Annotated in this window: 22 protein-coding genes and 2 tRNA genes; 9 read left to right on the forward strand and 15 right to left on the reverse strand. The window is 45.7% G+C overall.

Annotation, left to right across the window (positions count from 1 at the left end; all coding sequences use genetic code 11):
* Positions 1-228: transposase (locus tag G496_RS0108100; protein ID WP_027178842.1), on the forward strand; the 228-nt coding region annotated here is incomplete at its 5' end.
* Between the two features lie 342 nt (positions 229-570).
* On the opposite strand, the gene G496_RS0108105 is transcribed toward G496_RS0108100, so the two are convergent.
* The 3 genes from G496_RS0108105 to G496_RS0108115 all read right to left on the reverse strand — a co-directional run bounded on the left by G496_RS0108105 (position 571) and on the right by G496_RS0108115 (position 1,236).
* Positions 571-647, reverse strand: a tRNA-Asp gene (locus G496_RS0108105).
* A 43-nt stretch (positions 648-690) separates the two neighbouring features.
* A tRNA-Val gene (locus tag G496_RS0108110) sits at positions 691-766 on the reverse strand.
* A gap of 128 nt (positions 767-894) precedes the next feature.
* A complete protein-coding gene (locus G496_RS0108115) occupies positions 895-1,236 on the reverse strand; it encodes a DsrE family protein (protein ID WP_027178843.1) in 342 nt (113 codons plus the stop codon).
* A 517-nt stretch (positions 1,237-1,753) separates the two neighbouring features.
* Here G496_RS0108115 and G496_RS19195 point away from each other — a divergent pair.
* The 4 genes from G496_RS19195 to G496_RS0108135 all read left to right on the forward strand — a co-directional run bounded on the left by G496_RS19195 (position 1,754) and on the right by G496_RS0108135 (position 6,709).
* On the forward strand, positions 1,754-2,530 hold the full coding sequence (locus tag G496_RS19195) for a FadR/GntR family transcriptional regulator (RefSeq protein ID WP_034632801.1): 777 nt from the start codon (positions 1,754-1,756) through the stop codon (positions 2,528-2,530).
* 17 nt (positions 2,531-2,547) lie between these two features.
* Positions 2,548-4,185: a choline dehydrogenase gene (gene betA / locus G496_RS0108125; protein ID WP_027178844.1), complete on the forward strand. Its 1,638-nt coding sequence runs from the start codon at positions 2,548-2,550 to the stop codon at positions 4,183-4,185.
* A 16-nt stretch (positions 4,186-4,201) separates the two neighbouring features.
* On the forward strand, positions 4,202-5,686 hold the full coding sequence (gene betB, locus G496_RS0108130; RefSeq protein ID WP_027178845.1) for a betaine-aldehyde dehydrogenase: 1,485 nt from the start codon (positions 4,202-4,204) through the stop codon (positions 5,684-5,686).
* A gap of 72 nt (positions 5,687-5,758) precedes the next feature.
* Positions 5,759-6,709 (forward strand): glycine betaine ABC transporter substrate-binding protein, encoded by a 951-nt coding sequence (locus G496_RS0108135; RefSeq protein ID WP_034632804.1) that lies wholly within the window; start codon positions 5,759-5,761, stop codon positions 6,707-6,709.
* 156 nt (positions 6,710-6,865) lie between these two features.
* On the opposite strand, the gene G496_RS0108140 is transcribed toward G496_RS0108135, so the two are convergent.
* Positions 6,866-7,306 (reverse strand): flavodoxin, encoded by a 441-nt coding sequence (locus G496_RS0108140; RefSeq protein WP_027178847.1) that lies wholly within the window; start codon positions 7,304-7,306, stop codon positions 6,866-6,868.
* Between the two features lie 231 nt (positions 7,307-7,537).
* Between G496_RS0108140 and G496_RS20545 the strand changes: the two genes are divergently transcribed.
* The 4 genes from G496_RS20545 (at position 7,538) to G496_RS0108160 (ending at position 10,940) form a co-directional block, all read left to right on the forward strand.
* Entirely contained in the window at positions 7,538-8,764 is a 1,227-nt protein-coding gene (locus G496_RS20545; RefSeq protein ID WP_084407521.1) for a glycosyltransferase family 2 protein, read from the forward strand.
* Positions 8,765-8,804: 40 nt separating this feature from the next.
* Positions 8,805-9,491 (forward strand): Crp/Fnr family transcriptional regulator, encoded by a 687-nt coding sequence (locus G496_RS0108150; protein ID WP_027178848.1) that lies wholly within the window; start codon positions 8,805-8,807, stop codon positions 9,489-9,491.
* Positions 9,492-9,782: 291 nt separating this feature from the next.
* The gene (locus G496_RS0108155; RefSeq protein WP_027178849.1) at positions 9,783-10,100 is read left to right on the forward strand and encodes a DUF190 domain-containing protein; all 318 of its coding nucleotides are present in this window, start codon (positions 9,783-9,785) and stop codon (positions 10,098-10,100) included.
* Positions 10,101-10,229: 129 nt separating this feature from the next.
* Complete coding sequence (locus tag G496_RS0108160) at positions 10,230-10,940, forward strand: DUF554 domain-containing protein (protein WP_027178850.1); 711 nt, start codon at positions 10,230-10,232, stop codon at positions 10,938-10,940.
* A 77-nt stretch (positions 10,941-11,017) separates the two neighbouring features.
* On the opposite strand, the gene G496_RS0108165 is transcribed toward G496_RS0108160, so the two are convergent.
* The 11 genes from G496_RS0108165 to dctP form a co-directional block, all read right to left on the reverse strand.
* Positions 11,018-11,815: an EFR1 family ferrodoxin gene (locus G496_RS0108165; RefSeq protein ID WP_027178851.1), complete on the reverse strand. Its 798-nt coding sequence runs from the start codon at positions 11,813-11,815 to the stop codon at positions 11,018-11,020.
* A 521-nt stretch (positions 11,816-12,336) separates the two neighbouring features.
* A complete protein-coding gene (locus tag G496_RS0108170) occupies positions 12,337-13,515 on the reverse strand; it encodes a cystathionine gamma-synthase family protein (protein WP_027178852.1) in 1,179 nt (392 codons plus the stop codon).
* Between the two features lie 204 nt (positions 13,516-13,719).
* A complete protein-coding gene (locus G496_RS0108180) occupies positions 13,720-14,214 on the reverse strand; it encodes an Lrp/AsnC family transcriptional regulator (RefSeq protein WP_034632808.1) in 495 nt (164 codons plus the stop codon).
* Positions 14,215-14,276: 62 nt separating this feature from the next.
* A complete protein-coding gene (gene doeA, locus G496_RS0108185; protein ID WP_027178854.1) occupies positions 14,277-15,467 on the reverse strand; it encodes an ectoine hydrolase DoeA in 1,191 nt (396 codons plus the stop codon).
* A 9-nt stretch (positions 15,468-15,476) separates the two neighbouring features.
* On the reverse strand, positions 15,477-16,469 hold the full coding sequence (gene eutC, locus G496_RS0108190; protein ID WP_027178855.1) for an ectoine utilization protein EutC: 993 nt from the start codon (positions 16,467-16,469) through the stop codon (positions 15,477-15,479).
* A gap of 26 nt (positions 16,470-16,495) precedes the next feature.
* Positions 16,496-17,482, reverse strand: coding sequence for a hydroxyectoine utilization dehydratase EutB (gene eutB / locus G496_RS0108195; RefSeq protein ID WP_027178856.1), 987 nt, complete (start codon positions 17,480-17,482; stop codon positions 16,496-16,498).
* Positions 17,483-17,486: 4 nt separating this feature from the next.
* Positions 17,487-18,257 carry an aspartate racemase/maleate isomerase family protein gene (locus G496_RS0108200; protein ID WP_051294926.1) on the reverse strand — a complete coding sequence of 257 codons (771 nt, stop codon included), beginning with the start codon at positions 18,255-18,257 and terminating at the stop codon, positions 17,487-17,489.
* A gap of 36 nt (positions 18,258-18,293) precedes the next feature.
* The gene (gene ehuR / locus G496_RS0108205) at positions 18,294-19,673 is read right to left on the reverse strand and encodes a MocR-like ectoine utilization transcription factor EhuR (RefSeq protein WP_027178858.1); all 1,380 of its coding nucleotides are present in this window, start codon (positions 19,671-19,673) and stop codon (positions 18,294-18,296) included.
* An 8-nt stretch (positions 19,674-19,681) separates the two neighbouring features.
* Positions 19,682-20,968, reverse strand: coding sequence for a TRAP transporter large permease (locus tag G496_RS0108210; RefSeq protein WP_027178859.1), 1,287 nt, complete (start codon positions 20,966-20,968; stop codon positions 19,682-19,684).
* A gap of 4 nt (positions 20,969-20,972) precedes the next feature.
* Positions 20,973-21,545, reverse strand: a complete 573-nt coding sequence (locus tag G496_RS0108215) for a TRAP transporter small permease (RefSeq protein WP_027178860.1) — start codon at positions 21,543-21,545, stop codon at positions 20,973-20,975.
* Positions 21,546-21,614: 69 nt separating this feature from the next.
* Positions 21,615-22,661: a TRAP transporter substrate-binding protein DctP gene (gene dctP, locus G496_RS0108220; RefSeq protein WP_027178861.1), complete on the reverse strand. Its 1,047-nt coding sequence runs from the start codon at positions 22,659-22,661 to the stop codon at positions 21,615-21,617.
* Between the last annotated feature and the right edge of the window lie 49 nt (positions 22,662-22,710).

A 22,710-nucleotide genomic window follows, 5' to 3' on the forward strand; every position in this document is an offset into this window, starting at 1 on the left:
TTGCTTGATAAAATCAATCAACTTCAGCAGAGTCCTTTTACTCCGCTTCGAACGCTTGGCAGAACTCTGAACAGCTGGAAAGAGGAAGTGGCCCGAATGTTTCGCTACAGCAAAAACAACGGAACAACCGAAGGATTTCATCGCAAAATGAAGCTCATCCAGAGGCGGGCATACGGGTTTAGAAATTTTGAAAATTATCGGCTGCGTGTGCGGATTTTGTGCGGGTAGTAGATATTAGAATCAACAGTTGGAAATTTGGTCAATCGGGCTTGCGCCCCTTTGTTTGGTGTAGACCCGGATTTTGTGCGGGTAGTAGATATTAGAATCAACAGTTGGAAATTTGGTCAATCTGGCTTGCGCCCCTTTGTTTGGTGTAGACCCATATAAATAGGATTCAAGGTGTATTTATATTAATTATATCTATTTTAATATATGGCGAACGTATGTGATTGATAAATATGTTGAATGCGTGGTGTGGTAGTCGAGCTTAGATAATCCACCCACTTACCCCAACACACCAAAACGCAAAAAGGGCATCAATCTTTCGATTGATGCCCTTTTTGCGAAAAGTGGCGGAGTCGAAGGGACTCGAACCCTCGGCCTCCGGCGTGACAGGCCGGCGTTATAACCAACTTAACTACGACTCCGCATATATAATAAGCGCGTTAAGCAACGCTTAAATATCTGAGGTGGTAGGCGGAACAGGGCTCGAACCTGTGACCCTCGGCTTGTAAGGCCGATGCTCTCCCAACTGAGCTATCCGCCCTCAGGAAGATGCTTTCTATCGCCGACACGTTTCGATGTCAACAATATTTTTCATAAAAATTACATTTTTTTATTTTTTCTCTATTTAAATCGAATCTCAGCCATATCCAGCGTCAGAATCAGCCCTTATCAGAAGGTTATGATTGTGTAGCCCTGCTGGATGAAACTTTCCATTGAAGGATGCCCGGACATATCATCAAGCAGCGGAAGCCCGGAATCCTTGACCTCACTCAGCACGCCCATTTTAGAAGAACAGGCTTTGCATACACCGGCAATGAGATTTTTTTCACGGGCTTCAAGGTACATGGCATGGAAAGGATTTGTTTCCTGCTCAAGCTGCGGGACCAGCTTTACTGAGGAACCTTCGATAACAATTTTTACTGTTTTGCCCTTGGCGTCCAGATCAAGAGCATTGAGCAGGACGTGTACGAAGCACATTTGTTCACTGTTAAAAGAAAAAAGACAGTACATGGTGCAACTCCTTGTGAGTGTGATGAGGGGAAGGGAAGTCTTCTGATGAACTTTTATGATTCTGTAACACTCAAAAAAATCCATTTCCACCCCTCAAATCATGGAAAATATATATTTTAGGAAATCACATTGGAAATTCCGGTCAAATTTTATTCCTGAAACTGCATCCGTTAATTTTTACACTGTCTGATCCGCTGTGGAGAATTTTCTCAGGTGCTTATGAAATGGTTGACCATTGCTCCGGCATAAAGCAAAGAATATCTAAATGGTTGTACCATTAAAAAGTGATCAAACTCTTGCTTGATAGGTAATTTTAAAATGAAATACATGCTGTAATATATTTATTTAATTGAATAAAATTGAAATAATATTTAAATTTAAACAAGATTTTTTGAAAATATGGTTGACGTAATTAATTTTAACTGTCTAGAATGGTAGTGCCATTTGAGCGGGTAAACAGCTTATTTTTGATTTTTACCCGCTTTTAAGGCCTTCGAAGAATTAAAAGGTAATACCAATGAATGAAAAAGATCCACTTGATGAAAAGATGTTCAACCCTGTCACCGGCGGAAGAGCCAGTGAAGATATTGCGTTGCAGATTGAAGCTTCAATTTTAAATGGAAGACTCGCTCCCGGTGAACGGCTGCCCAGCGAAAGGGATATGCAGGTTCAATTCGGAACAGGCCGGGGGGTTATTCGGGAAGCCATTAAAACACTTAAGCAGAAAGGTCTGCTTGAGGTGCGCAAAGGGGTTAAAGGCGGTGCCTATGTTCGGCAGCTCGAGGTGTCGAATGTTTCGGAGTCGCTTGCTCTGTTTCTTAAGCAGCAGCCGGTTGAAGCTGAATCGCTGATAGAATTCCGTGAAAGCATGGACAGGACCATCACAATTCTGGCTGTTCAGCGTGGTACCCCTGAGCAGAAGGAAGAACTTGTGAGCGAGACTGAAAAGTTCGCTTCACTGCTTGGTTGCGCTGATCCCGATTTCCACGAAGTCGGAGAACTTGACCGGAAGTTGAATGTCATGCTTGCCAGAATGGCCGGAAATAATCTTTTCGAGTGGGTTATGAGCGCGCTTCAAATGGGGTTCAGCTCCAATGATTATGCCCTGTACGAGGCTCCCGCATTTCGGGAGCAGGCCGCAACAAACTGGAAAAACACAGCACGGGCCATAGCACAGGGCGAAACAATGAAAGCCCTTTCTTTTGTAAGCAACCATTACATCCTTCTGCGGAACTGCGTGGAGGGAATCAAAGAACGTGAAGGGCTGGAATCTGTTCCGTTTTTAACTGAATAAATTGAATGGAGAAACGTATGACCAGCTATGATTATATAATAGTAGGCGGAGGATCGGCAGGATCTGTTCTTGCCAATCGTTTGAGTGCCAATCCTAAAAACAAAGTGTTGGTTCTTGAGGCGGGAAGAACAGACCACAGGCTTGATTTCAGAATCCACATGCCTGCCGCTCTGACCTATCCTCTTGCCGGGAAAACTTATAACTGGTGGTACGAATCAGACCCGGAACCATATATGCACAACAGGCGCATATATCAGCCCAGAGGTAAGGTGCTTGGCGGTTCGAGCTGCATAAACGGGATGATCTATATCCGCGGTAATGCCATGGACTATGAAAAATGGTCCAAGGACGATGGTATGGAAGAGTGGTCTTACTCAAAGTGCCTGCCATATTTCAAACGCTTTGAAGGCCGTCTGGCCGGGGCTGATGAATATCAGGGCGCAGTGGGACCGCTTTATCTGACGACACCCGAATGTGATAATCCTCTTTTTGATGCTTTTTTCAGTGCCGTGCAGCAGGCCGGATATCCAGTCACTAAAGATGTCAACGGTTACCAGCAGGAAGGATTCGGAAAATTTGATCGTAATACTTACCGTGGCCGCCGCTGGAATGCTGCCAGAGCGTATGTGCATCCTGTTAAAAATCGTGAAAATCTTACAGTTATATGTAAAGCCATGGCGACCCGTATCCTTTTTGAAGGTAAAAAAGCTGTAGGTATTGAGTATGTTAAAGGCAGAAAGCTTAAAAAAGCCTATGGCGGTGAAATTATATCCTGCGGTGGAGCCATCAATTCTCCGCAATTGCTGCAACTTTCAGGCATAGGTAATGCTGAGGAGCTTTCCGCTCTGGGAATTGATGTTGTTCAGAATCTGCCCGGAGTGGGAGAAAACCTTCAGGATCATCTGGAACTTTATGTTCAGTATGCCTGCAAAAAGCCTGTCAGCATGTATCCCGCTCTCAAGTGGTATAATCAGCCGGGAATCGGGCTCAAGTGGCTCTTTGCCCGCAAGGGTGCCGCAGCTACAAATCATTTTGAGGCCGGTGGATTTATCAGGGGTAATGATGAGGTTGAATACCCCAACCTGCAATACCACTTCCTGCCCATAGCCATCAGATATGACGGTTCAGCTCCAAACTCCGGTCACGGCTATCAGGTTCATGTTGGCCCGATGAACAGTGACGTGCGCGGGCATGTAAAAATTAAATCCAGTGACCCCAGGGAATACCCGAGTATTCTGTTCAATTATCTTTCAACTGAAAAAGAACGCCGCGAATGGGTTGAGGCTATCCGCAAAACCAGAGAGATAATGACCCAGCCCGCTTTTGACGAATTCAGAGGAGACGAACTTGCTCCGGGAATTCAGGCCCAGAGTGATGAGGAGATTCTTGATTTTGTGGCCCGTGAAGGTGAGTCGGCCTACCACCCGAGTTGCACCTGCGCTATGGGAACACACAAAATGTCTGTAACCGATCCGCAACTGCGAGTTCATGGGGTTGAAGGACTGAGAGTCGTTGACGCTTCAGTCATGCCTTACGTCACCAACGGTAATATTTATTCTCCGGTAATGATGATTGCTGAAAAAGCTGCGGATATCATACTTGGAAATACACCGCTTCCTGCAGAAAATGCCCCGTTTTATAAACATGGCGAATAAAGAGTCTGGAGGTCTTATGATCAAAGGTAAAATGTTTATCAACGGAAGCTGGGTTGATTCTGTTTCCGGTAAAACCCGTGAGATTATAAATCCCTACGATCAGTCTGTCATTGCGGTTGTACCTGAAGGAAGCCGTGAAGATGCCGCGCTTGCAATCAAGGCGGCAAGAGCTGCTTTTGATAATGGAAAATGGGCATCCACTCCGGCATGTGACCGGGGCAGACTTGTCTACAAACTTGCTGAGCTTATTGAGCGTGACCGTGAAGAACTGGCGGAGCTTGAAAGCCTTGATACCGGTAAAACAGTGGAGGAAAGCCGCTGGGACATGGACGATATCGCCGGAATATTCCGCTATTTTGCAGGTCTGGCCGATAAAGACGGCGGCGAAGTTATTGCTTCACCTGTGCCTGATTCCGCAAGCGTTGTTGTCCGGGAACCCGTTGGTGTCTGCGGGCAGATTTCCCCATGGAATTATCCGCTGCTACAGGCCGCATGGAAATTGGCCCCTGCTTTGGCTGCCGGTAATACCGTAGTTATGAAGCCCAGCGAAATTACGCCGCTTACAGCTATAAAAGTTACGCAACTGGCAGAAGAATGCGGTTTTCCGCAAGGGGTCGTAAACTTAGTGCTCGGACCCGGAGCTGAAGTCGGTGCGGAGCTTTCTGAGAGTGTTGATGTTGATCTGATATCTTTTACCGGAGGTATTGCAACAGGCAAGACCATTATGCGGGCAGCTACTTCCAATGTAAAAAAAGTAGCTCTTGAGCTTGGCGGTAAAAATCCGAATATCATCTTTGATGATGCTGATTTTGATGTGGCTCTGGATTATGCCCTGAATGCGGTCTTTTTCCATGCCGGGCAGATATGTTCGGCAGGGGCAAGGCTTATGCTTCAGGGTGGAATTCATGACAGATTTGTTGAAGCCCTGAAAGCCCGTATGGAAAAGATAGTTATGGGCAGCGGTTTTAAAAAAAATACAGAAATGGGACCGCTTATTTCAGCGGAACACCTTGCCAAGGTCGAAAGCTATATGCCTGTTGCGGTGCAGGATGGAGCAAAAATTATTCTCGGTGGCAAAAGACCGTCAAACCGGGAATTGCAAAAGGGCTTCTTCTTTGAACCGACCCTGATAACAGATTGCAGCAGTGATATGAAAATCGTGCAGGAAGAAGTATTCGGCCCGGTCATAACTGTTGAGCGTTTTCAGACCGAGGAAGAAGTTGTGAGACTTGCAAATGATACTATTTACGGGCTTTCTGCCGGATTCTGGACCCGTGATCCTGAGCGCATGGAAAGAGTTTCAAGGGCTTTGAAGTTCGGCACGGTCTGGATAAATGATTTCAACGTCTACTTTGTTCAGGCTCCGTGGGGCGGATACAAACAATCCGGACTCGGACGTGAACTTGGTCATGTAGGTCTTGAAGAGTACACCGAAGTCAAACATATATTTAAGAATTATTCCACCAAGGCTCTGAACTGGTTCGGAGTTTCAGGAGGGTAAATTTTATTACGCCGGGGTGTGCCGCAGAGAGGTTTATGCGGTTCACCCCTTAACTTTAACCAGGGAGTTATGATGTTAGACCCCTTCAGGCGTATCTGCGCCGTTCTTTTTATGATCACTGTTCTTTTTTCTTTCCCTGCCGGAGCAGCAGCCGCGCGGCCTATTAAAATTGCAAGTGTCGGCTGGACCGGCGTTACCGTTAAAACAGATCTTGCAGTATCTATTCTCAAAAGTCTCGGTTATGAGGCTGAAAATTTTCTTGTTTCAGTTCCCATCGCCTATAAAGCAATGGAAAGCGGAGATGCTGACGCTTTTATGGGCAACTGGCTCCCTTCCCAGAATTCTATCTGCAATCCATATTTTAAAAATGGTTCGGTCCTAAAATATGTTAAAAATATGTCCGGAGCCAAATACACACTCGCAGTTCCCACCTATTGTGCTCAGGCCGGATTAAAAGATTTCAAAGATATAGCCCGCTTCGCTGAAAAACTGGACTGGAAGATATATGGCATAGAAGCAGGAAATGACGGCAACGAAATAGTTCAGCACATGATTGATAAAAATAAATTCAACCTTGGTAAATTTACAGTAGTGCCTTCAAGTGAGGCCGGTATGCTGGCACAGGTCCAGTCTTACGTCAGAGATAAAAAATGGATAGTTTTTCTCGGCTGGGCTCCCCACAGTATGAATGAAAAAATTGATATGACTTATCTCACCGGCAGCACCGATGAGACTTTCGGTTCAAATGATGGAACCGCATCCGTATGGACAAATATCCGTAAAGGATTTGACAGCGAATATCCAAATGCCGCCAGACTGCTTAAGCAGATGATTTTTACTGTACCCATGATGAATCAGATCATGCTGATGATGAAGAATGACGATTCTCTGACAACTGTCAAAGCAGGTCTGCTGTGGCTTAGAAAACATCCTGATATGTATAAAAAGTGGCTGGAAGGGGTAAAAACAGTTTCCGGAGGACCGGGACTTCCCGCTTTTGAAAAAGTACTTGAGTCGAATTAAATTTAATAGAAATTTTTAAGGGATACCGCTCGGCAGGAGTTCAGACCTGCTGCGTGTTTTATTGCTGTTTATAAGTCAGGGCCCGGATATGGCTTTCCGGGCCCTGTTCCTGTGTGGGGGGACGTCTAACAATAAATAGGTAATATGGCTTGGTTGTTATATCTTCTGGCATACCTCCTCTGCCCAGGATTCCACTTCACTTCTGGAAGGATCGCCGTCGATTTTGAGTGAATCAACTACAATGTCTGCTCCCAGTTTTCCGGCCTTTTCCTCAATGGCATCAACCGCTCCGCAGAAATAGGTATAGGATGAGTCCCCACAACCGAATACTGCGACTTTTTTCTCTTTCAGCCCGGCCTGTTCGAGATCATCATACAGAGGGATAAAATCGTCCTGAAGTTCGATTTCATCATCGCCCCATGTGGAGCATCCGAAAAGGATGATATCTTTTCCATCTGAAAGGCTGGCGGCGGAAACATCTGCCGCGTTTTTTAATTCGGTATCAATTCCTTTTTTTTCCAGCACTTCAGAAAGAATATCAGCTACACTTTCAGTATTACCGGTTGTAGAACCAAAAACGATTAAAGCTTTGGACATGAATTTCTCCTGGATTTTTGGGGTTTGTTTCGAAAAGTGTATAAATGATATTGAAATTCAATGTCAACTAAAGAACGAGGTGATTTGCAAAAATTAATTCAGATGCGGGTTGGCTGAATTTGTTTTCAGCTAGAATTGCCTTAAAAGGGATATTTCGGACCTTTTAGTTGGAAAATATGAGAGTGAATTTAATTAATTGATAAAAGTTATACTCTCTTATATCTATTGTTGATGCGAAAACCGTATCTCTCCATAATAATTCCGGCTTTCAATCTGTGGGAATTCACCAGAGGATGTTTGCAAAGCCTGTATGAACACACGAGAGGCAGTTTTTTTGAAGTTATTTTTATTGATAACGGCTCAACTGATGCCACTCCGGTAGATTGTCCGCTTCTTGGCAGGACTCTTTTTGGTGATAATTTTAAGTTTATCAGGCTGGCTGAAAATATTAATTTTGGACCGGCATGTAATCTCGGAGCTGAGAAAGCCCGGGGTGAGCTTTTGTTTTTTTTAAATAATGACACCAGAGCTACTGAAAACTGGGTTATTCCATTACTCGATTTTTTTAGAAAAAATAGCAGTAGCTACGTTTGCAGTCCGCTGTGCCTTTTTCCTGAAAGCGGCAGGGTCCAGCATCTGGGCATAGCCTTTGATGCCGGCGGGGGATTGAAGCATCCATATTTTCTTTTTCCACGCAGCCACCTGGTGGTTAATAAAAACCGTAAAATACAGGCCCTCAGTGCTGCTGCACTAATGGTTTCCAGAAAAATATTTCTGGAACTGGGATGTTTTTACCCGGACTATGTTAACGGTTTTGAAGATATTGATTTCTGTTGCAGACTTCGTAAAGCAGGTGGTCGGCTGCATCTGGAATACCGCAGTGTCATAGAGCATTTTGCAAGCATGACCCCGGGGCGCAATAAGAGAGACTCTGAAAATTTAAATCTGGTGAATACAAGGTGTTGCGGATGGTTTAAAACTGATCTGCACAAGATTGCCCGCGAAGACGGATTCAGATGTGAATTTACTCCCTGGCTCGAAATGATAATGGTTGATCCTGAGCTGGAGCAGCTTACAGAACATTATTTGCCCGAAACCTCAGAAGAGTTAGCCATTCTTTTAAATGAACATCCTTTATGGGGTGCGGCTTACGATAAAATTACACTGCGACTGATGGAAGAAGGCAAATCAATTGAAGCTCTGGAATATGCCTATCTGGGTTCTTTTCACTGCCCTGAGATTAAAAGATTCAAAAGAGTTAAAGAGCTTGCTCAAAAAGAAGGCGATCCTGATAAAGCCAACTACGCCGCTGCGCGACTTGTGCAGGCTGAATCAGCGCTTCTGGCACCCGAACAGCTTGAAGCCGCTTTAAACAGAATAAGTCTGGCAGCCGAAAAAATGAATGATGAAGAATTGATCAGGATATGCGTAAATTTTAGAAATAATATTTTGCAATAATATATGATTTAAAGCTGAAATAAATGGAACAAAACTGCTGATGGATAAAATTGAAGGAATAGTTAAGATATTAAAGTCTGATGTTAATTTAAATCTGGCCCCGGATCATGCAATTGAAGATCTGGCCAGATATGCCGAGAGGCGCTATTTTCAGAAAGGTGAGTATGTCTTTAGAGCTGGAGAGGACTCCGATTATTATTATGCTGTTGAGAAGGGCAGGATAATTCTATCAAAAGAGGCCCCTTCAGGTAGGATTTTTACTTATGTCATCGCTGTTCCGGGCATGACCCTTAACGCCGTTACCTGTTTTAAACCTCAGGTAAGATTTTTTTCAGCCAGAGTTGCCGAGAATTCAACTGTAATTGCTGTTCCATGCGAAAAATTCAGAAAATGTGTGCTCAAATATCCTGAAGTTACCGCAGGTATTCTTAATTATCTTGGCGGCATGATCGATGCTGCCTATACTCGAATCCTTGATATTATTGATGAAAGTGCTGAGACAAGAGTTCTGAATGCTCTTGCTATGCTTTGCTCGCGAATAGGAGAGGATTTGCCTCTTACCAATAGTGATGTTGCTGAAATGACAGGCGTTTCAAGAGAAACTGCTGCCAGAGTTATTTCCAGACTTCAGGAAGCAGGGCTTATTTCAAAAATGCGGGGAACTATAAAAGTACTGGATAAAGCGCGTCTTGAAGAACTTTCAACCAGTCCTTTTTTTATTCTTTAATTGTTTTTATTGATGAACAGTGACCGCCGTCATTGTTGCCGGTGTTTGATTTTGTATAAGTAAGAAGTCAGGGCTGGGTTCAAGGTCCTGATATTATATTATCTGAAATCGGACGTTGATATGTTTTCGGCTTTATGCCGCAGGTTCTCAATATCTTGATAGCATACGTCTTAACCGTGATTTATTAACGGTTTTCAGGAGTTGTTGTAGTTTTTCTCTGCTGCTGTGCAGATAACAGCCGTCAAGGCTCAAGTTGGAAAGCAGGTTCATATCTGCTTAAGCGGGTTTCTTATGAAAGGATATCTTGTTGTTTTTTTTACTCAGCAAAACCGCAAACATGGTGAAGTCTCTGTTGCATCTTTTATTCTTGAAGAAGCAAAGAAACTCGGTGTTCGCGGAGCTACTCTCTTTTCTGGTAAAGAGGGGTTCGGACATGATGGAAGATATCATGCCGATAATTTTTTTGAGCTCGAAGATCCGCCGGTTCAGGTCTCAATGGCTTTAAGTCCTGAAGAGTGTGATAATTTGTTGAATCTTTTTAACGAAGAAGGTTTGCGCGTTTTTTATACTAAATCAGAAATTGAATTTGGATTTACTTCAGAAAGCTGACGATTAACTCCTTCGAGATTTATTTAATCTGATGTACCGGCTCTGTTCCGAGGTCGGTACTGTGTGCTTTTTTCGATCTTAAAATCAATACATAGCGGGCATATCCGAGTGCCCAAGAGAAGGTTAGAAATGATTGGTCCTCTCGTTAACGGCGGGGCCCTCCTAGTGGGGACTCTTGCCGGTGCTGCATTGGGGTCTAAGCTCAATGCCAATATTCGTGAAAGAATGCCTATGGTGTTCGGCTGCGCCTCCATGGGGCTTGGTGTGGCAATGATTGTTAAGGTTAAGCTTCTTGCTCCTGTTATTCTTGCAGTAGTTCTCGGCTCTCTTATCGGCGAAATTATCTGCCTTGAAAGTGGAATTCAAAAAGTTGCCGGCTTGAGCCGTTCCATTGTTGAAAAAGTTTTTAAACCTAATAATTCCATGAGCCCCGGCGAATTTTCAGACAGGTTTGTCGCTCTGCTGGTTCTTTTCTGCGTTAGTGGAACAGGTATTTACGGTTCAATGACTGAAGGTATGACCGGTGACCCGACACTGCTTTATGTAAAGTCGATTCTGGACTTTTTTACAGCTCCTATTTTTGCTTCATCAATGGGCATTTCCATAGGTGTTCTGGTTATCCCCCAGCTGGCTGTTCAGGGAACTCTGTACTATGCTTCAACCCTTATTCTGCCATTGACTACGCCTGATATGCTTGCTGACTTTTCTGCCTGCGGTGGAATAATTATGCTTGCAACAGGACTTAGAATCTGCGGTATCAAACAGTTTCCTGTCGGCAATATGATACCTGCACTCCTTATCGTTATGCCTTTGTCATGGCTGTGGAGCATGTATCTCTGATTTTTTTATTCCTGCCGAAAAAAAATCCCGCCACGGTCATTTGAACCGGGCGGGATTTTTTATGATCTTAATACCTATTAAAAGAAGAAAACAGGTTCCTTGCGCTCTTTAAGGTTGGTATTTAAGCGTTTGGAAATATCCAGAATAGGTCCTTCTTTGATGGAGCGGACATTTTCAGGGCATTCTTTGATGCATGCGCAGCAGCGGATACATTTGTTAATGTCGGTCTCCGAAGGGTTCTCCTTGCTTATTGCTTCAACCGGACAGATATCTGCACAAACTCCGCATTTTATACAGTCATCGTTTACGGCAATGAAGTCGAGCGGAGCTTTGGGCGGACGCTCTTTGTAAGGAGTGTTACCCGGCACGGAAATATCACTACAGGATGAAGGGTCAAAAGATTCAAGTTTTTCTTTAATCTGGTTGCCGAACTCTGCTGCTTTCGCCAGATCTGATTCGTCCGGGCGATTTACAGCAACTGGAAATTCAGCTGTCGAGAATGAATGTTCTCCGATAAAAGCTGCACAGGCTACTGGTAAGGCACCATTTTCTTTTATTTTTTCTTTAAGCTCAAGAAGGGCGTCATCAAAATCACGGTTGCCGTACAGGGTGATGCATACCGCAGGAGATTTTTCGGCTTTTATAAGTTCAAGCCAGTCGTCCAGAACTCCCGGAAGCCTGCCGGCATATACCGGAACAGCTACAACAAGAAGTTCGTCAGCCGCAGTTTTTAAGGGCTTTTTACGAATTTCAGGTCTTGTAGCATCGAAAATTTCAATTTTTTTTATTCCAATTCCCTTGGCCACAGCACTGGCAATGGCTGAGGATGTTCCCGTGGGGGAAAAGAAAGCCAGTTTGGTTGATTTAAAATTCACTTAAATCTCCTTGGAATAAACACAGTGGTGCTTATCCCCGGGCTGTATCAAGCCCTAGTTTATACTCAAAGGTTCGGACATCCGCATCGAACGCAGACAGTGCTTTCACAACTGTCTTAAACTTTAGTTCAGGTATCCTTCTCATAATAAGCTGAGATGTATTTCTATCTACAGCTCTATTATTTTAGTGTCAAAGAATGGCTGGAAATTTAAGTTTAATAATTAAAAAAAATATTGAACAGGTGATTACAAAAGAACAAACCGGGTGATCATATAATTAATTATATGATCACCCGGTTTTTGGGAAAACAATCAATTTAAATCTGTTATCTTCGGTTCAGCTTTTTTACGATTTTGGCTGTTTATTCCTGTCTGTAACAAACAGCGGACTTTATAAAAACCGTTTTGACTATGAGCGGAAATCCGTGCAGTAATCAGTGCTAACAGATTAAAATATTGTTTTTTCAGGGGGAGTATGAAGGTGCTCTGAGAGCCTTCATACTCACTTCCCTTTCAGATATTTAAGATAAAGCCTGATCGAGGTCAGCTTTGAGGTCTTCAACGTCTTCAATACCAACAGAGTAGCGGATCAGACTTTCGGGTATACCCATTGCGGCGCGTTCTTCTGCGGTGCATTCTACATGGCTGGTTGTTGCCGGAGGTCCTGCGATTGTTTCAACTGAACCGAGGTTTGCTGCGCGGCGAACAATTTTCAAACGGGTCAGACAGCGGCAGGCATCTTCATAAGTGTTGCCTTTGACCATAAAACTGAGCATACCGCCGAAACCGCTCATCTGCTTTACAGCTACGTCATGTCCGGGATGGTTTTCAAGGCCGGGGTAGAAGACACGCTCGACACCGGGATGGTTTTCAAGGAATTTTGCAATTTCCATGGCATTTTCATTCTGCTTTTCAACACGCAGTTTGAGGGTCTTCATACCGCGAATCATGAGGTAGGCAGCCATTGGGTGCATGGTTCCGCCAACGATTTCACGATAAGCATAAATCTTGGAGATAAGCTCTTTGGAACCGGTGATGATTCCGCCGAGAGCATCAGCATGACCGCTCAGATATTTAGTTGCACTGTGCAAAACCAGATCAGCTCCGAGTTTAAGCGGATTCTGATTTATGGGAGTTGCAAAAGTATTATCAACTATAACTATTGCTCCAGCAGCTTTGCCGGCTTTAGCCAGTCTTTCAAGGTCGAGGATTTTAATAGTCGGGTTGGTCGGGGTTTCAAGATACAGAATCTTGCAGCCCTTTGCTACTTCAGCTTCTATCGCATCGAAATCTTCTGTTTCACAAAGAGTTACGTTCACGTTCTGTCTGGGCAGAAATTCGGTGAACAGTCTGTTGGTTCCGCCGTAGGTATCCTTTACGGAAACAACACGGTCTCCCGGTGCCAGAAGAGAGAAAAGGGTGTTGGAAATGATAGCCATTCCGGTTGAAGCGCTTGTTGCTGCTTCTCCACCTTCAAGCTGGCGCAGTTTTTCTTCAAAAACCGAAACAGTCGGGTTGGTGTTACGGCTGTAGATGTGTCCGGCCTGTTTGCCGAGAGCTACGTCCATCCACTGTTCCATGTCGTCATAGCCGAAAGAAACACTGTGAACTACCGGAGTCTGTGTTGCGTTGCCTTCAAAAAGTCTGTCTTCGCCGGCCCAAACGGTTTTTGTGCCAAGCTTGCAATCTGTCTTGCTCATGAATATCTCCTTTCCATAAAATTAAATTTTATGATGTTTTGCTTTATTAAGTTGTAATAAATTCTTCATTCAAACGGTTTTCGGGAGGGCTTTGTGCCAGCCGGATTTCCCCTTGAAGATTTATCTATGCTACTCCAGCTTTCACCAATGGTGTGTTTGAATTTGGGTGATTTTGCCTGTGTTTTTTCGGTCAGAATGCTTTTGTCAGGATAAATCCTCTGCAAGTGAAGTTACAGGCGGAGCCGAGACTTCTTTGACCGGCTTGGTAACAATATAACTGAAATATCTGTCCACACCCACGTTGCTTTCCAGCAACTGGTCCATGAAACGCTGGTATGAGTTTACGTCTGCCGCCACGACCTGCATCATATAATCCACTCCACCGCCTGTAGCCCAGCATCCGGTTATTTCGGGCATAGTCAGCACAGCTTTTTCAAATTCTTTAAAATCTTCACTGCGATGTCTTTTAAGAGTGATTTCAACCATTACCGTAGTGGTTGGAGATATCCGGTTCAAATCAATACGGGCCTGATACCCGGTTATGATTCCGGCTTCTTCCAGTCTGCGCAGTCTTTCCCAGGTGGCGGTGGGAGAAAGATGCACCGCTTCGGCCAGCTTTACTTTGGTGATGCGACCATCTCTTTGAAGAACATCAATAATTTTGAGGTCATAAACATCAAGTTTAAGCGAGGTATTCATAATTCTCCCTTATTTAGTTCTGTTTCCGCCCGCCGGTTATGAATCCCGGCGGGCGGATTTAATTATTTTTTCACAAACAATTGACGGGGAAGATTGGCAAGCGGTTCCCCTCCGTCAGGGGTGATCACGATACTTTCGGTGATCTCAAGTCCCCATGAATCCTGCCAGAGACCGGTCATGAAATGGAATGTCATGTTGTTCTGCAGTGGGGTTTTGTCTCCACGGCGGAAGCTCATTGTTCTTTCGCCCCAGTCTGGAGGGTAGCTCAGTCCGATGGGATAACCGGTGCGGTTGTCTTTGGTTATGCCATAGCGGTCAAGAACATTGAAAAATGCCAGAGCGACATCTTCGCAGGTATTGCCCGGCTTTGCCGCTGCCAGACCTGCGTCCATACCTTCAAGAATGGCTTTTTCGGCTTCTATGAAATAGTCCGGGGGTGTTCCGAGAAAAACTGTGCGGGAAAGAGGGCAGTGATAACGGCGGTAGCAGCCTGCAATTTCGAAAAATGTACCCATTCCGCTCTGCATTGGTTCGTCATCCCATGTGAGGTGAGGAGCGGATGCGTCAGAACCTGAAGGCAGCAGAGGAACAATGGCCGGATAGTCACCGCCTGCTCCGTCAACTCCGCGGATAGCGGCATCGTAGATTTCAGCAACCAGATCACATTTGCGCATGCCCGGTTCAACTTTATCCAGAATCCGCTTATGCATGGATTCGACAATGCGTGCGGCATTGCGCATATATTTTATTTCTGTTTCGGATTTCACCGCACGCTGCCAGTTAACCAGAGCTGTAGAATCCTTGAATGTGGCTTCAGAGAGGTGTGTGGTCAGGGTGGCAAATGCTTTTGCGGAGAAATAGTAGTTATCCATTTCAACGCCTATGCGGGCTTTATTCCAGCCTTTATCTTTAATTATCTGGGATAGGATATCCATGGGATGGATTTCCGGTGACTGGACATAATGGTCAGGGTAGCCGAAAAGCCTGTCATGGCTGAGCCATGTTGTACGCATTGCTCCGTTGCGGTCCTGTCCGCGGCCGAACCATACAGGATCTTCATCCAGAGGCAGAAGCACGCACTGGTGAACATAAAAGGACCAGCCGTCATATCCGGTGAGCCAAGCCATGTTTGAAGGATCGGTCACCATAAGAAGGTCGATACCGGCTTTTTCCATACTGGCGCGCACTTTTGCCAGTCTGGAATTATATTCTTCACGGGTAAAATACAGTGTTGGAGTGACGTTATCGCTCATGATTTCTCCTTAAGCGTTGAATTGTGTTCCGGTTCCGAGAGTCCGGGCACGGTTTAATGCCAGATTGGCTATGGCGGTGTCCTGAACTCCTGTTCCGGTTAAGTCTGCAATAGTTATGGATTCTGATGAACAGCGTCCTGCGGCTGTTCCTGAGATGATCGCTCCCAGTTCACACAGGTTCTGTTCTGATTTTATAGTTCCGGCTTCAAGGGCGTGGTGTAATTCTCCAAGTATTTCAGTCTGGCTGAGGGAATCCGCCGCATAAATATCTGTCGCGGCGATTGCCTTGGGGTCTATTTCATTTTTATGCCCGGCATCGGAACCCATTGCAGTTACATGCTGTCCGGGTTCGAGCATTTCTTTAAAAAATACAGGTGCTGTGGCAGGGGTGGCCGTGACGATGATATCCGCACCTTTTACAGCTTTTTCAGCATCTGAATACGCAGTGATTTTTATGCCCAGATCTTCAGATAATTCTGCCGCTGCCAGCTGGGCTTTCTCTATCGAACGGGCCCATATTGAAGCTGTTTTGATATCGCGGACAAGTTTCAGAGCCTTGAGCTGCAATCGTCCCTGTTCTCCGGCTCCCATAATCGCTGCGGTGGTGGAATTTTTCCGGGAAAGCCATTTGGCGGCTACAGCCCCTGCTGCGGCAGTTCTGACTGCTGTGAGATAGCCGTTATCAAGAAGGAGGGCTTCAGGTATTCCTGTTTTTGCGTTTAACAGAACCATCATTCCGTTAAGGCTGGGCAGCCCTCGCTTGGGATTATCGAAAAAACCGGGACTGACTTTGATTGCAAAGCAGTCCATGCCGGGCATGTAGGCTGTTTTTACATCAACCTCACCATTGTATTCTTCAATATCAAGACGAAGAACAGGCGGCATGACAGCCCTGCCGGAGGAAAGAGTTTTAAAGGCCTGTTCCACACAATTTATTGCGTTTTCATCCAGTTTTATGAATTTGCGGAGTTCCTGTTCCGAAAGAATTGTTATTTCGGCCATGATGATTTTCCTTTGTTCCTTTAGACTTATCCCAAACTTAAATCAGGGGTTTCACCTGAAATGATCCGTAAGTGGAGTTCCGTAGCAATATTTTTCCCGGAACAGATGACTACAGTCGGACCGCTTATTGAAATTTTTTCGGCGAGAATCGCAGCCACGCCAACGGCTCCAGCTCCCTCAACAATTTCTCCATGCTCTTTGTAAAGATAACGGATACCAGCGGCTATTTCCGCTTCCGTCAGGAGAATGGTGTCATCCAGCAGGTCGCGGACCATGGGAAAAGTGTAGCGGTTATCAAGGCCGATTCCGCCGCCGAGTGAGTCGGCCAGACTTGGGAATTCCTCAACCTGAACAGGTTTTCCAGCTTTAAGGCTTTCATACATTGCAGCCCCGTTTTCCATTGTCAGACCGCTTACTTTGATTTCAGGAGCAATGTTTTTGACGGCAAGAGCCACTCCCGCGGCCAGCCCTCCGCCTGACAAAGGTGTCAGCACTTCCATTGCCTGTGGACAGTCTTCCATACATTCAAGCCCAAGCGTTCCCTGCCCTGCAATGACATCAGGGTGATCAAAGGGCGGGAGCATGATCATTCCTTTTTCAGAAACAAGGCGCTCAACTTCAAGCTGGGCCTGATCCTGACTTTTTCCGGTGATTCTGACTTCCGCACCAAGTGCTTTCACAGCTTTTATTTTATTTTCCGGTACAAGCTCGGACATGCAGATGACACATTTTACGCCGCTTTTACGGGCGGCATAAGCAAGAGCCCGGCCATAATTTCCGGTGGAAACTCCGACCACACCTTTCTTCTTGTCTCCATCTGAAAGTGAGAGGACTGCGCTTGCAGCCCCGCGAAGTTTAAAGCTTCCGGTAAACTGTTGAAATTCATATTTTAAATAAACATCATGTCCGGTTTTCTCGCTGAGTCCTTCAGAGCGGACCATGGGGGTGCGACGGATGATATTGCGGGTTATATTGCGTGCTTTTAATACTTCACGCATGCTTACTTCTGGCATTTTTTTATCCTTTCAAGGTCATCAGCCGACCGAATTTAATTCCCGGAAGATCCAGTCCATTCATGGTAAAAAGCCGCCATGCCGCAGCCTGATTGCTGGTGATCACCGGACGTCCTGTTTTTTCTTCAATCCGGGCCGCAACTTCAGGAGAGCGCAGTGCCGTGCAGGAAATAAAAAGGGCTTCTGAATCGCTCGACATTGCCTGCACAGCTGTTTCAACTATGGAATCCGGTTCAAGGCGGGCCATATCACGGTCATCTTCCAGACCAAGACCCAGAACATTCTGCACTGAACAGCCCTGTTGTCTGAAAAAATCAGCTACAGGCTTTACTGAATCAGCAATGTATGGAGCAAGAATACTGATGCGTTTTGCCTGCAAAGCTTCAAGGGCTTTTATTGCTGCATTCAGTGGAGTTATTATCGGAACTCCGGGCAAGGCTTTATGGATATAACTGCTTACAATATCATCACCGATAACTGCTGTTGCGGAAGTGCAGCCATAATAAACAGCCTTGAGCGGTGTTTCAGGTGGAAGCATGGATGCTGCAAGTGATAGGCGCGGTGTTGTCGCCCGCAGATTTTCAGGAGTCACCGGGTTTGCGTATTCCAGTCTTGTCGTATGGATGCGCAGTCTGTTGTCTCTGCGCATCATGTAAAAATCTTCTTCAGTGGTTAAATCAGTGGACAGCAGCAGAAGACCTATTCTGATGAATGATGATTCAGCGCTGAATTTCAACGGTGCAGTCCGGGTGCTGTCATTTGAAGTTGAGTTCATACTTTCTCCTGATTTTTAAATAACCATTGCAGAAGGTTACGCGGTTATTTCCGGTTCCATTGACAATATCTGAGCCAGAATCCGCAGTCCGCGTTTAAAATCATTTTCCTTTGCCGATCCGAGTGAAACCCTGACAGCCCTTACTTCTGTTTCAAGGTTGACCACGAATGGGGTTGAAGGAGCCACGGCAACCCCCATTTTCTGGGCCAGTGCCACGAAGGGCGATGTTCTCCATCTGCCCGGCAGCGGAACCCAGATATGCATGGCGCAAGGATGGGAGTTGAATTTGAAACTCTGTAGAATCTTTGAGGCAATAAGAAGTCTTTTGTTCAAAGATTTCCGCTGTATTCCAACCAGTTTTTTAGCAGTGCCGTTTTCCACCCATCGGGCAGCAATTTCCGCCATGAGCGGGGTTGCCATCCATGTTGTCGCCAGCAGTCTGTTGCGTACGCTGGACATCATACCGGCAGGGATAACCATGTAACCCGATCTTAATCCGGGCATTACGCTTTTGGTAAAGCTGGTCAGGTAGAATGTTCTTTCAGGAGCCAGTGAAACAAGAGTTGGATTGGTGTTCGGGGTCAGTGGTCCGAAAACATCGTTTTCCAGAATAAAAACATCATTGCTTCTTGCTATCTCGACGATGCTTTTTCTTCTTGTCTCACTCATCAGCGAAACAATGGGATTAGCCAGATTGGGCATCAGATAGACGGCTTTGACTCCGCCTGCCTGACAGGCTTTGGAAAAAGAATCCGGTATTATTCCCTCCTCATCCTGTTTTAGACCTTTAATTCTTATTCCCAGATATGAGCAGAGATTAGGCAGAGAGTGGTGTCCGACCTCCGGGGCCAGAATAGTGTCGCCGGATTTGCAAACGGTCATGAGTGCGGCCAGTGTTCCCTGAGTCACTCCGTTGTTGGTTAGAATTCTCTCCTGATCCGCATTTACTCCGCATAAATTGAGCCAGATGGAGGCGGTTTTGAGATGTCTTGCAAAACCCTGATTCGGCCTGAATGAAAACAGCAGGTCGTCAGGGATTTCCTGACTTATTTCATTCAGAGCCTCACTCATGTATTTTTTATGTACTTTTGAGGTCACCGGTTTAAATATTGAAAGGTCAACGACATTTCCGGGCATACGATATTCCCGGAAGGGCATTGTTTCCACCGGAGCCGGAGCCTGTACAAAGGTTCCGCGTCCTATCTCTCCCAGAACCAGATCCCGCCTGCGCAGTTCCTCATAAGCCCGGCTTACAGTCTGGAGGCTGATTCCAAGTTCTTCCGCCAGTTCACGCTGGGGGGGAAGTTGTTCCCCCGGTTCCAGCATTCCCTGAAGAATTGCGTCACTGATCTGCTCCACAAGGGATAGATATGCGGGACGTTTCAAAAGTGATTTGTCAGGATTCCAGTTGTTCATAATTCTTCCTAGCTTGACATGAGTCCGGGCAGGTAGAGGGCTATCTGTGGAAAGGCAACCAGTATGACGGTTGCAACAATAAGCATCAGAAGGAATGGCAGGGCATGTCCTATTACTTCCAGATAGGGTCGCCGGAATATGAGCTGCGCTGTAAATATGTCACAGCCGAATGGCGGCGTTGCGGACCCGATGGCAGCCTGAAGGGTTACAAGGGTTCCGAGCAGAATCGGGTTGACCCCGGAGCTTAAAACGTAAGGCTGGAATATGGGGCTGAGGATGAATATCGCAACAATCGGATCAACGAACATACAGGCTACAAAGTATGAAGCGACAACAATGAAAATAACCCTCATTACTGTCGGGTCAGGCCCGAAAAGAGGAGGCAGAAGCTGCTGTGGAATCTGGAGAAAACCGATCATCCACGAAAAAGCCTGTCCTGCACCGACAAGTATGAAGACAACCCCGGTGATAACTCCTGTCTGTAACAGTGCGTCCACTACACGTTCACGGTTCAGGCTTTTGTAAATTACCGTTTCAAGAAACAATGCGTAGAAAACAGCTGCGGCAGCGGCTTCTGTCGGGCTGAAGAGTCCTGAATATATACCGCCGACAATGATAACCGGGAACCCCATAACCGGGAGTCCTTCTTTGATGGCATGTATGCGTTCATCCCATCCTGCTTTCGGAAGAAGCGGAATTTTCTTATATTTCGAGTAGGCGTAACAGTATGCCGAGAACATCACCAGAATAAGCAGTCCGGGGAGGATACCAGCAAGAAAGAGCTGTCCAATTGAAGTACTGGTGGCAACTCCGTAAACAATGAATCCTATGCTCGGGGGAATAAGGAAAGCGATATCACTTGAGTTGATGATAAGCCCCAGAGTAAAGGAACTCGGGTATCCGGCCTCAAGCAGCATCGGGCGCATTGTTCCGCCGATTGCGGCAACAGTGGCCTGTGTTGAGCCGGATACGGCTCCGAAAAGTGTACAGCTCGCGTTGGTTGTTATGGGGAGACCGCCGGGAAGGTGCCCTACAAATGTTTTGAGCATGCGGATCATTCTGGCTGATGATTCACCGGAAGTAACAAAGCATGCACTGAGGATGAACATAGGCACACAGACAAGAGCCGGAGGAGTAATACCGCCTATGACCTGCTGGACCATGGTCATCACCAGCTTGGGAGCAAAGGCAGGCATGTTTATATAGACATAGATTATAAGCGATGCCAGCAGGGTCACCATAAAAGGGAAACCTATCAGGAGCATACTCACGAGGTTTATTCCAAAAAATACCATTTACTTATACTCCTTGCTCGTCTTCATATTCACTCTGCTGGTCAGGAGACAGCCACGGATCTTTTTCAACCAGATTTTTGATGATGGTTCTTATGTATTGGATGGCTGCAAGCCCGAATCCAAAAGGTATAACGACATAGAAGGTCCACTTGGGAACTCTCAGCGCCGGAGTCATGTGGGACATTTTCATGGCGTTCAGCAGATAATCCATTGAAGCCCAGGCCATGATTCCCATGGTTATGGCACTGACAAGGGATATAAAAATGAGAAAAGCCTTTTCCATTTTAGGCGGCATTGCGTCCAGAAAAGCTCCCATTCTGATATGGCGCGCTCTGCGGACCCCGTAGCTGACGCCTATGAAGGTGATCAGTATGACCAGAAATTTTGAAACTTCTTCAGCAAAATAAATGCTCTGATAAAAGGTGCGTGCAAAGACATTCACCATCAGCAGCAGAGCAAGAGCTGCTACACAAAAAATGAGAGTGAACGTCTCGATTCTGTCTACCCATAAGCCCAGTGCGGAATTGAATTTCGCAAGTGCGCTTTTTTCAGGTGTTTTAGTAGTGCTTGTGGACATGACGTTCCTTGAACTGCATTTTGCAGGTCCGGTAAGGCGGCACGGCTGACCGTGCCGCCTGATTAATTATTACATTCCAAGAGCCTGTTTGGCGTCTTTGATATCCTGCAGGAAGGCATCGAGGATTTCCTGTGATCCTTCGCCGCCCATTTTTACAAACTGAGGATAGACTGTCTCAGCAGCAGCTTTGAACTCTTTGATTGCTTCTGGTGAAATAGTTGAAAACTTGACTTCAGGACGTGCTTTTTTGATTTCTTCCATGTCCTTTTTATTGCGTTCAGTAATCCATTTGCCAGCGGGAACGATTGATTCTGTCCAGAATTTACGCATTTCAGCCTGAGCTTCCGGAGTAAGTGAATCAAAGAACTGGGCGTTAACAGTCGGTATACCGATGAATGGTTCGTTTTTGAGCTGGGTGAAGTGATCCTGAACTTCATAGAATTTCATGCTGTTGTCAGCGAAAAGAGGGTTTACCTGAGAATCGATAAGTCCCATCTGAAGTCCGCTGTAAACTTCTCCGTAGCTCATGGGAGTCGGACTTGCTCCGTATGCCTTGTATCCTTCGACAAGGAGTTTGGATGACATGAGGCGGGTTTTCAGGCCTTTCATATCAGCCATTTTTTCGATGGGTGTCTTGGATGTAACCCACTGCCAGCCTTCAAACATTATGGACAGAGGAACCAGTCCGTTTGCACGGAACTTCTTTTCCAGCAAAGGCATAAGCTTACCGTTCTTAACCATCCAGTGCAGGATTTCAGGAACGTTTTCAGAGGGGAAAAGATAGTTCAAAGTGAAGACCTGAGCCTGCGGAACAAAAGAACTGATCCATGCGTAATCTGAGAATACAAACTGGACTACACCCATCTGGGCCAGTTCATTGATATCGCCTGATGCTCCAAGGGTGCCGTAGGGATAAACCTCAACATCAATTTTTCCGTCAGACCATTTTTTCATGTGCTCGGCGAAATTTTTTGCCCAGACTGTCATGAAGTCACCTTCGATTTCTTCGGAAGCAAGTTTGGCCTGTATTGAGTCGCCTTTGTACTGAGCGGCGAAGGCAAGCGATGCTGTAAGTACAAGCATGCAGATGAGTACTGAAGTGATTAATTTTTTCACAGCTTTTTCCTCGTATTGTTTGAAAGTTACCCTGAATGCGGCTGATTAT

The sequence above is a fragment of the Maridesulfovibrio bastinii DSM 16055 genome (assembly GCF_000429985.1).
Lineage (GTDB): Bacteria > Desulfobacterota > Desulfovibrionia > Desulfovibrionales > Desulfovibrionaceae > Maridesulfovibrio > Maridesulfovibrio bastinii.

Excerpts from the sequence above, each read along its gene's own strand:
- G496_RS0108115 (WP_027178843.1), bottom strand. The coding sequence starts at position 1,236 with ATGTACTGTCTTTTTTCTTTTAACAGTGAACAAATGTGCTTCGTACAC.
- G496_RS19195 (WP_034632801.1), top strand. The coding sequence starts at position 1,754 with ATGAATGAAAAAGATCCACTTGATGAAAAGATGTTCAACCCTGTCACC.
- betA (WP_027178844.1), top strand. The coding sequence starts at position 2,548 with ATGACCAGCTATGATTATATAATAGTAGGCGGAGGATCGGCAGGATCT.
- betB (WP_027178845.1), top strand. The coding sequence starts at position 4,202 with ATGATCAAAGGTAAAATGTTTATCAACGGAAGCTGGGTTGATTCTGTT.
- G496_RS0108135 (WP_034632804.1), top strand. The coding sequence starts at position 5,759 with ATGTTAGACCCCTTCAGGCGTATCTGCGCCGTTCTTTTTATGATCACT.
- G496_RS0108140 (WP_027178847.1), bottom strand. The coding sequence starts at position 7,306 with ATGTCCAAAGCTTTAATCGTTTTTGGTTCTACAACCGGTAATACTGAA.
- G496_RS20545 (WP_084407521.1), top strand. The coding sequence starts at position 7,538 with ATGCGAAAACCGTATCTCTCCATAATAATTCCGGCTTTCAATCTGTGG.
- G496_RS0108150 (WP_027178848.1), top strand. The coding sequence starts at position 8,805 with ATGGATAAAATTGAAGGAATAGTTAAGATATTAAAGTCTGATGTTAAT.
- G496_RS0108155 (WP_027178849.1), top strand. The coding sequence starts at position 9,783 with ATGAAAGGATATCTTGTTGTTTTTTTTACTCAGCAAAACCGCAAACAT.
- G496_RS0108160 (WP_027178850.1), top strand. The coding sequence starts at position 10,230 with ATGATTGGTCCTCTCGTTAACGGCGGGGCCCTCCTAGTGGGGACTCTT.
- G496_RS0108170 (WP_027178852.1), bottom strand. The coding sequence starts at position 13,515 with ATGAGCAAGACAGATTGCAAGCTTGGCACAAAAACCGTTTGGGCCGGC.
- G496_RS0108180 (WP_034632808.1), bottom strand. The coding sequence starts at position 14,214 with ATGAATACCTCGCTTAAACTTGATGTTTATGACCTCAAAATTATTGAT.
- doeA (WP_027178854.1), bottom strand. The coding sequence starts at position 15,467 with ATGAGCGATAACGTCACTCCAACACTGTATTTTACCCGTGAAGAATAT.
- eutC (WP_027178855.1), bottom strand. The coding sequence starts at position 16,469 with ATGGCCGAAATAACAATTCTTTCGGAACAGGAACTCCGCAAATTCATA.
- eutB (WP_027178856.1), bottom strand. The coding sequence starts at position 17,482 with ATGCCAGAAGTAAGCATGCGTGAAGTATTAAAAGCACGCAATATAACC.
- G496_RS0108200 (WP_051294926.1), bottom strand. The coding sequence starts at position 18,257 with ATGAACTCAACTTCAAATGACAGCACCCGGACTGCACCGTTGAAATTC.
- ehuR (WP_027178858.1), bottom strand. The coding sequence starts at position 19,673 with ATGAACAACTGGAATCCTGACAAATCACTTTTGAAACGTCCCGCATAT.
- G496_RS0108210 (WP_027178859.1), bottom strand. The coding sequence starts at position 20,968 with ATGGTATTTTTTGGAATAAACCTCGTGAGTATGCTCCTGATAGGTTTC.
- G496_RS0108215 (WP_027178860.1), bottom strand. The coding sequence starts at position 21,545 with ATGTCCACAAGCACTACTAAAACACCTGAAAAAAGCGCACTTGCGAAA.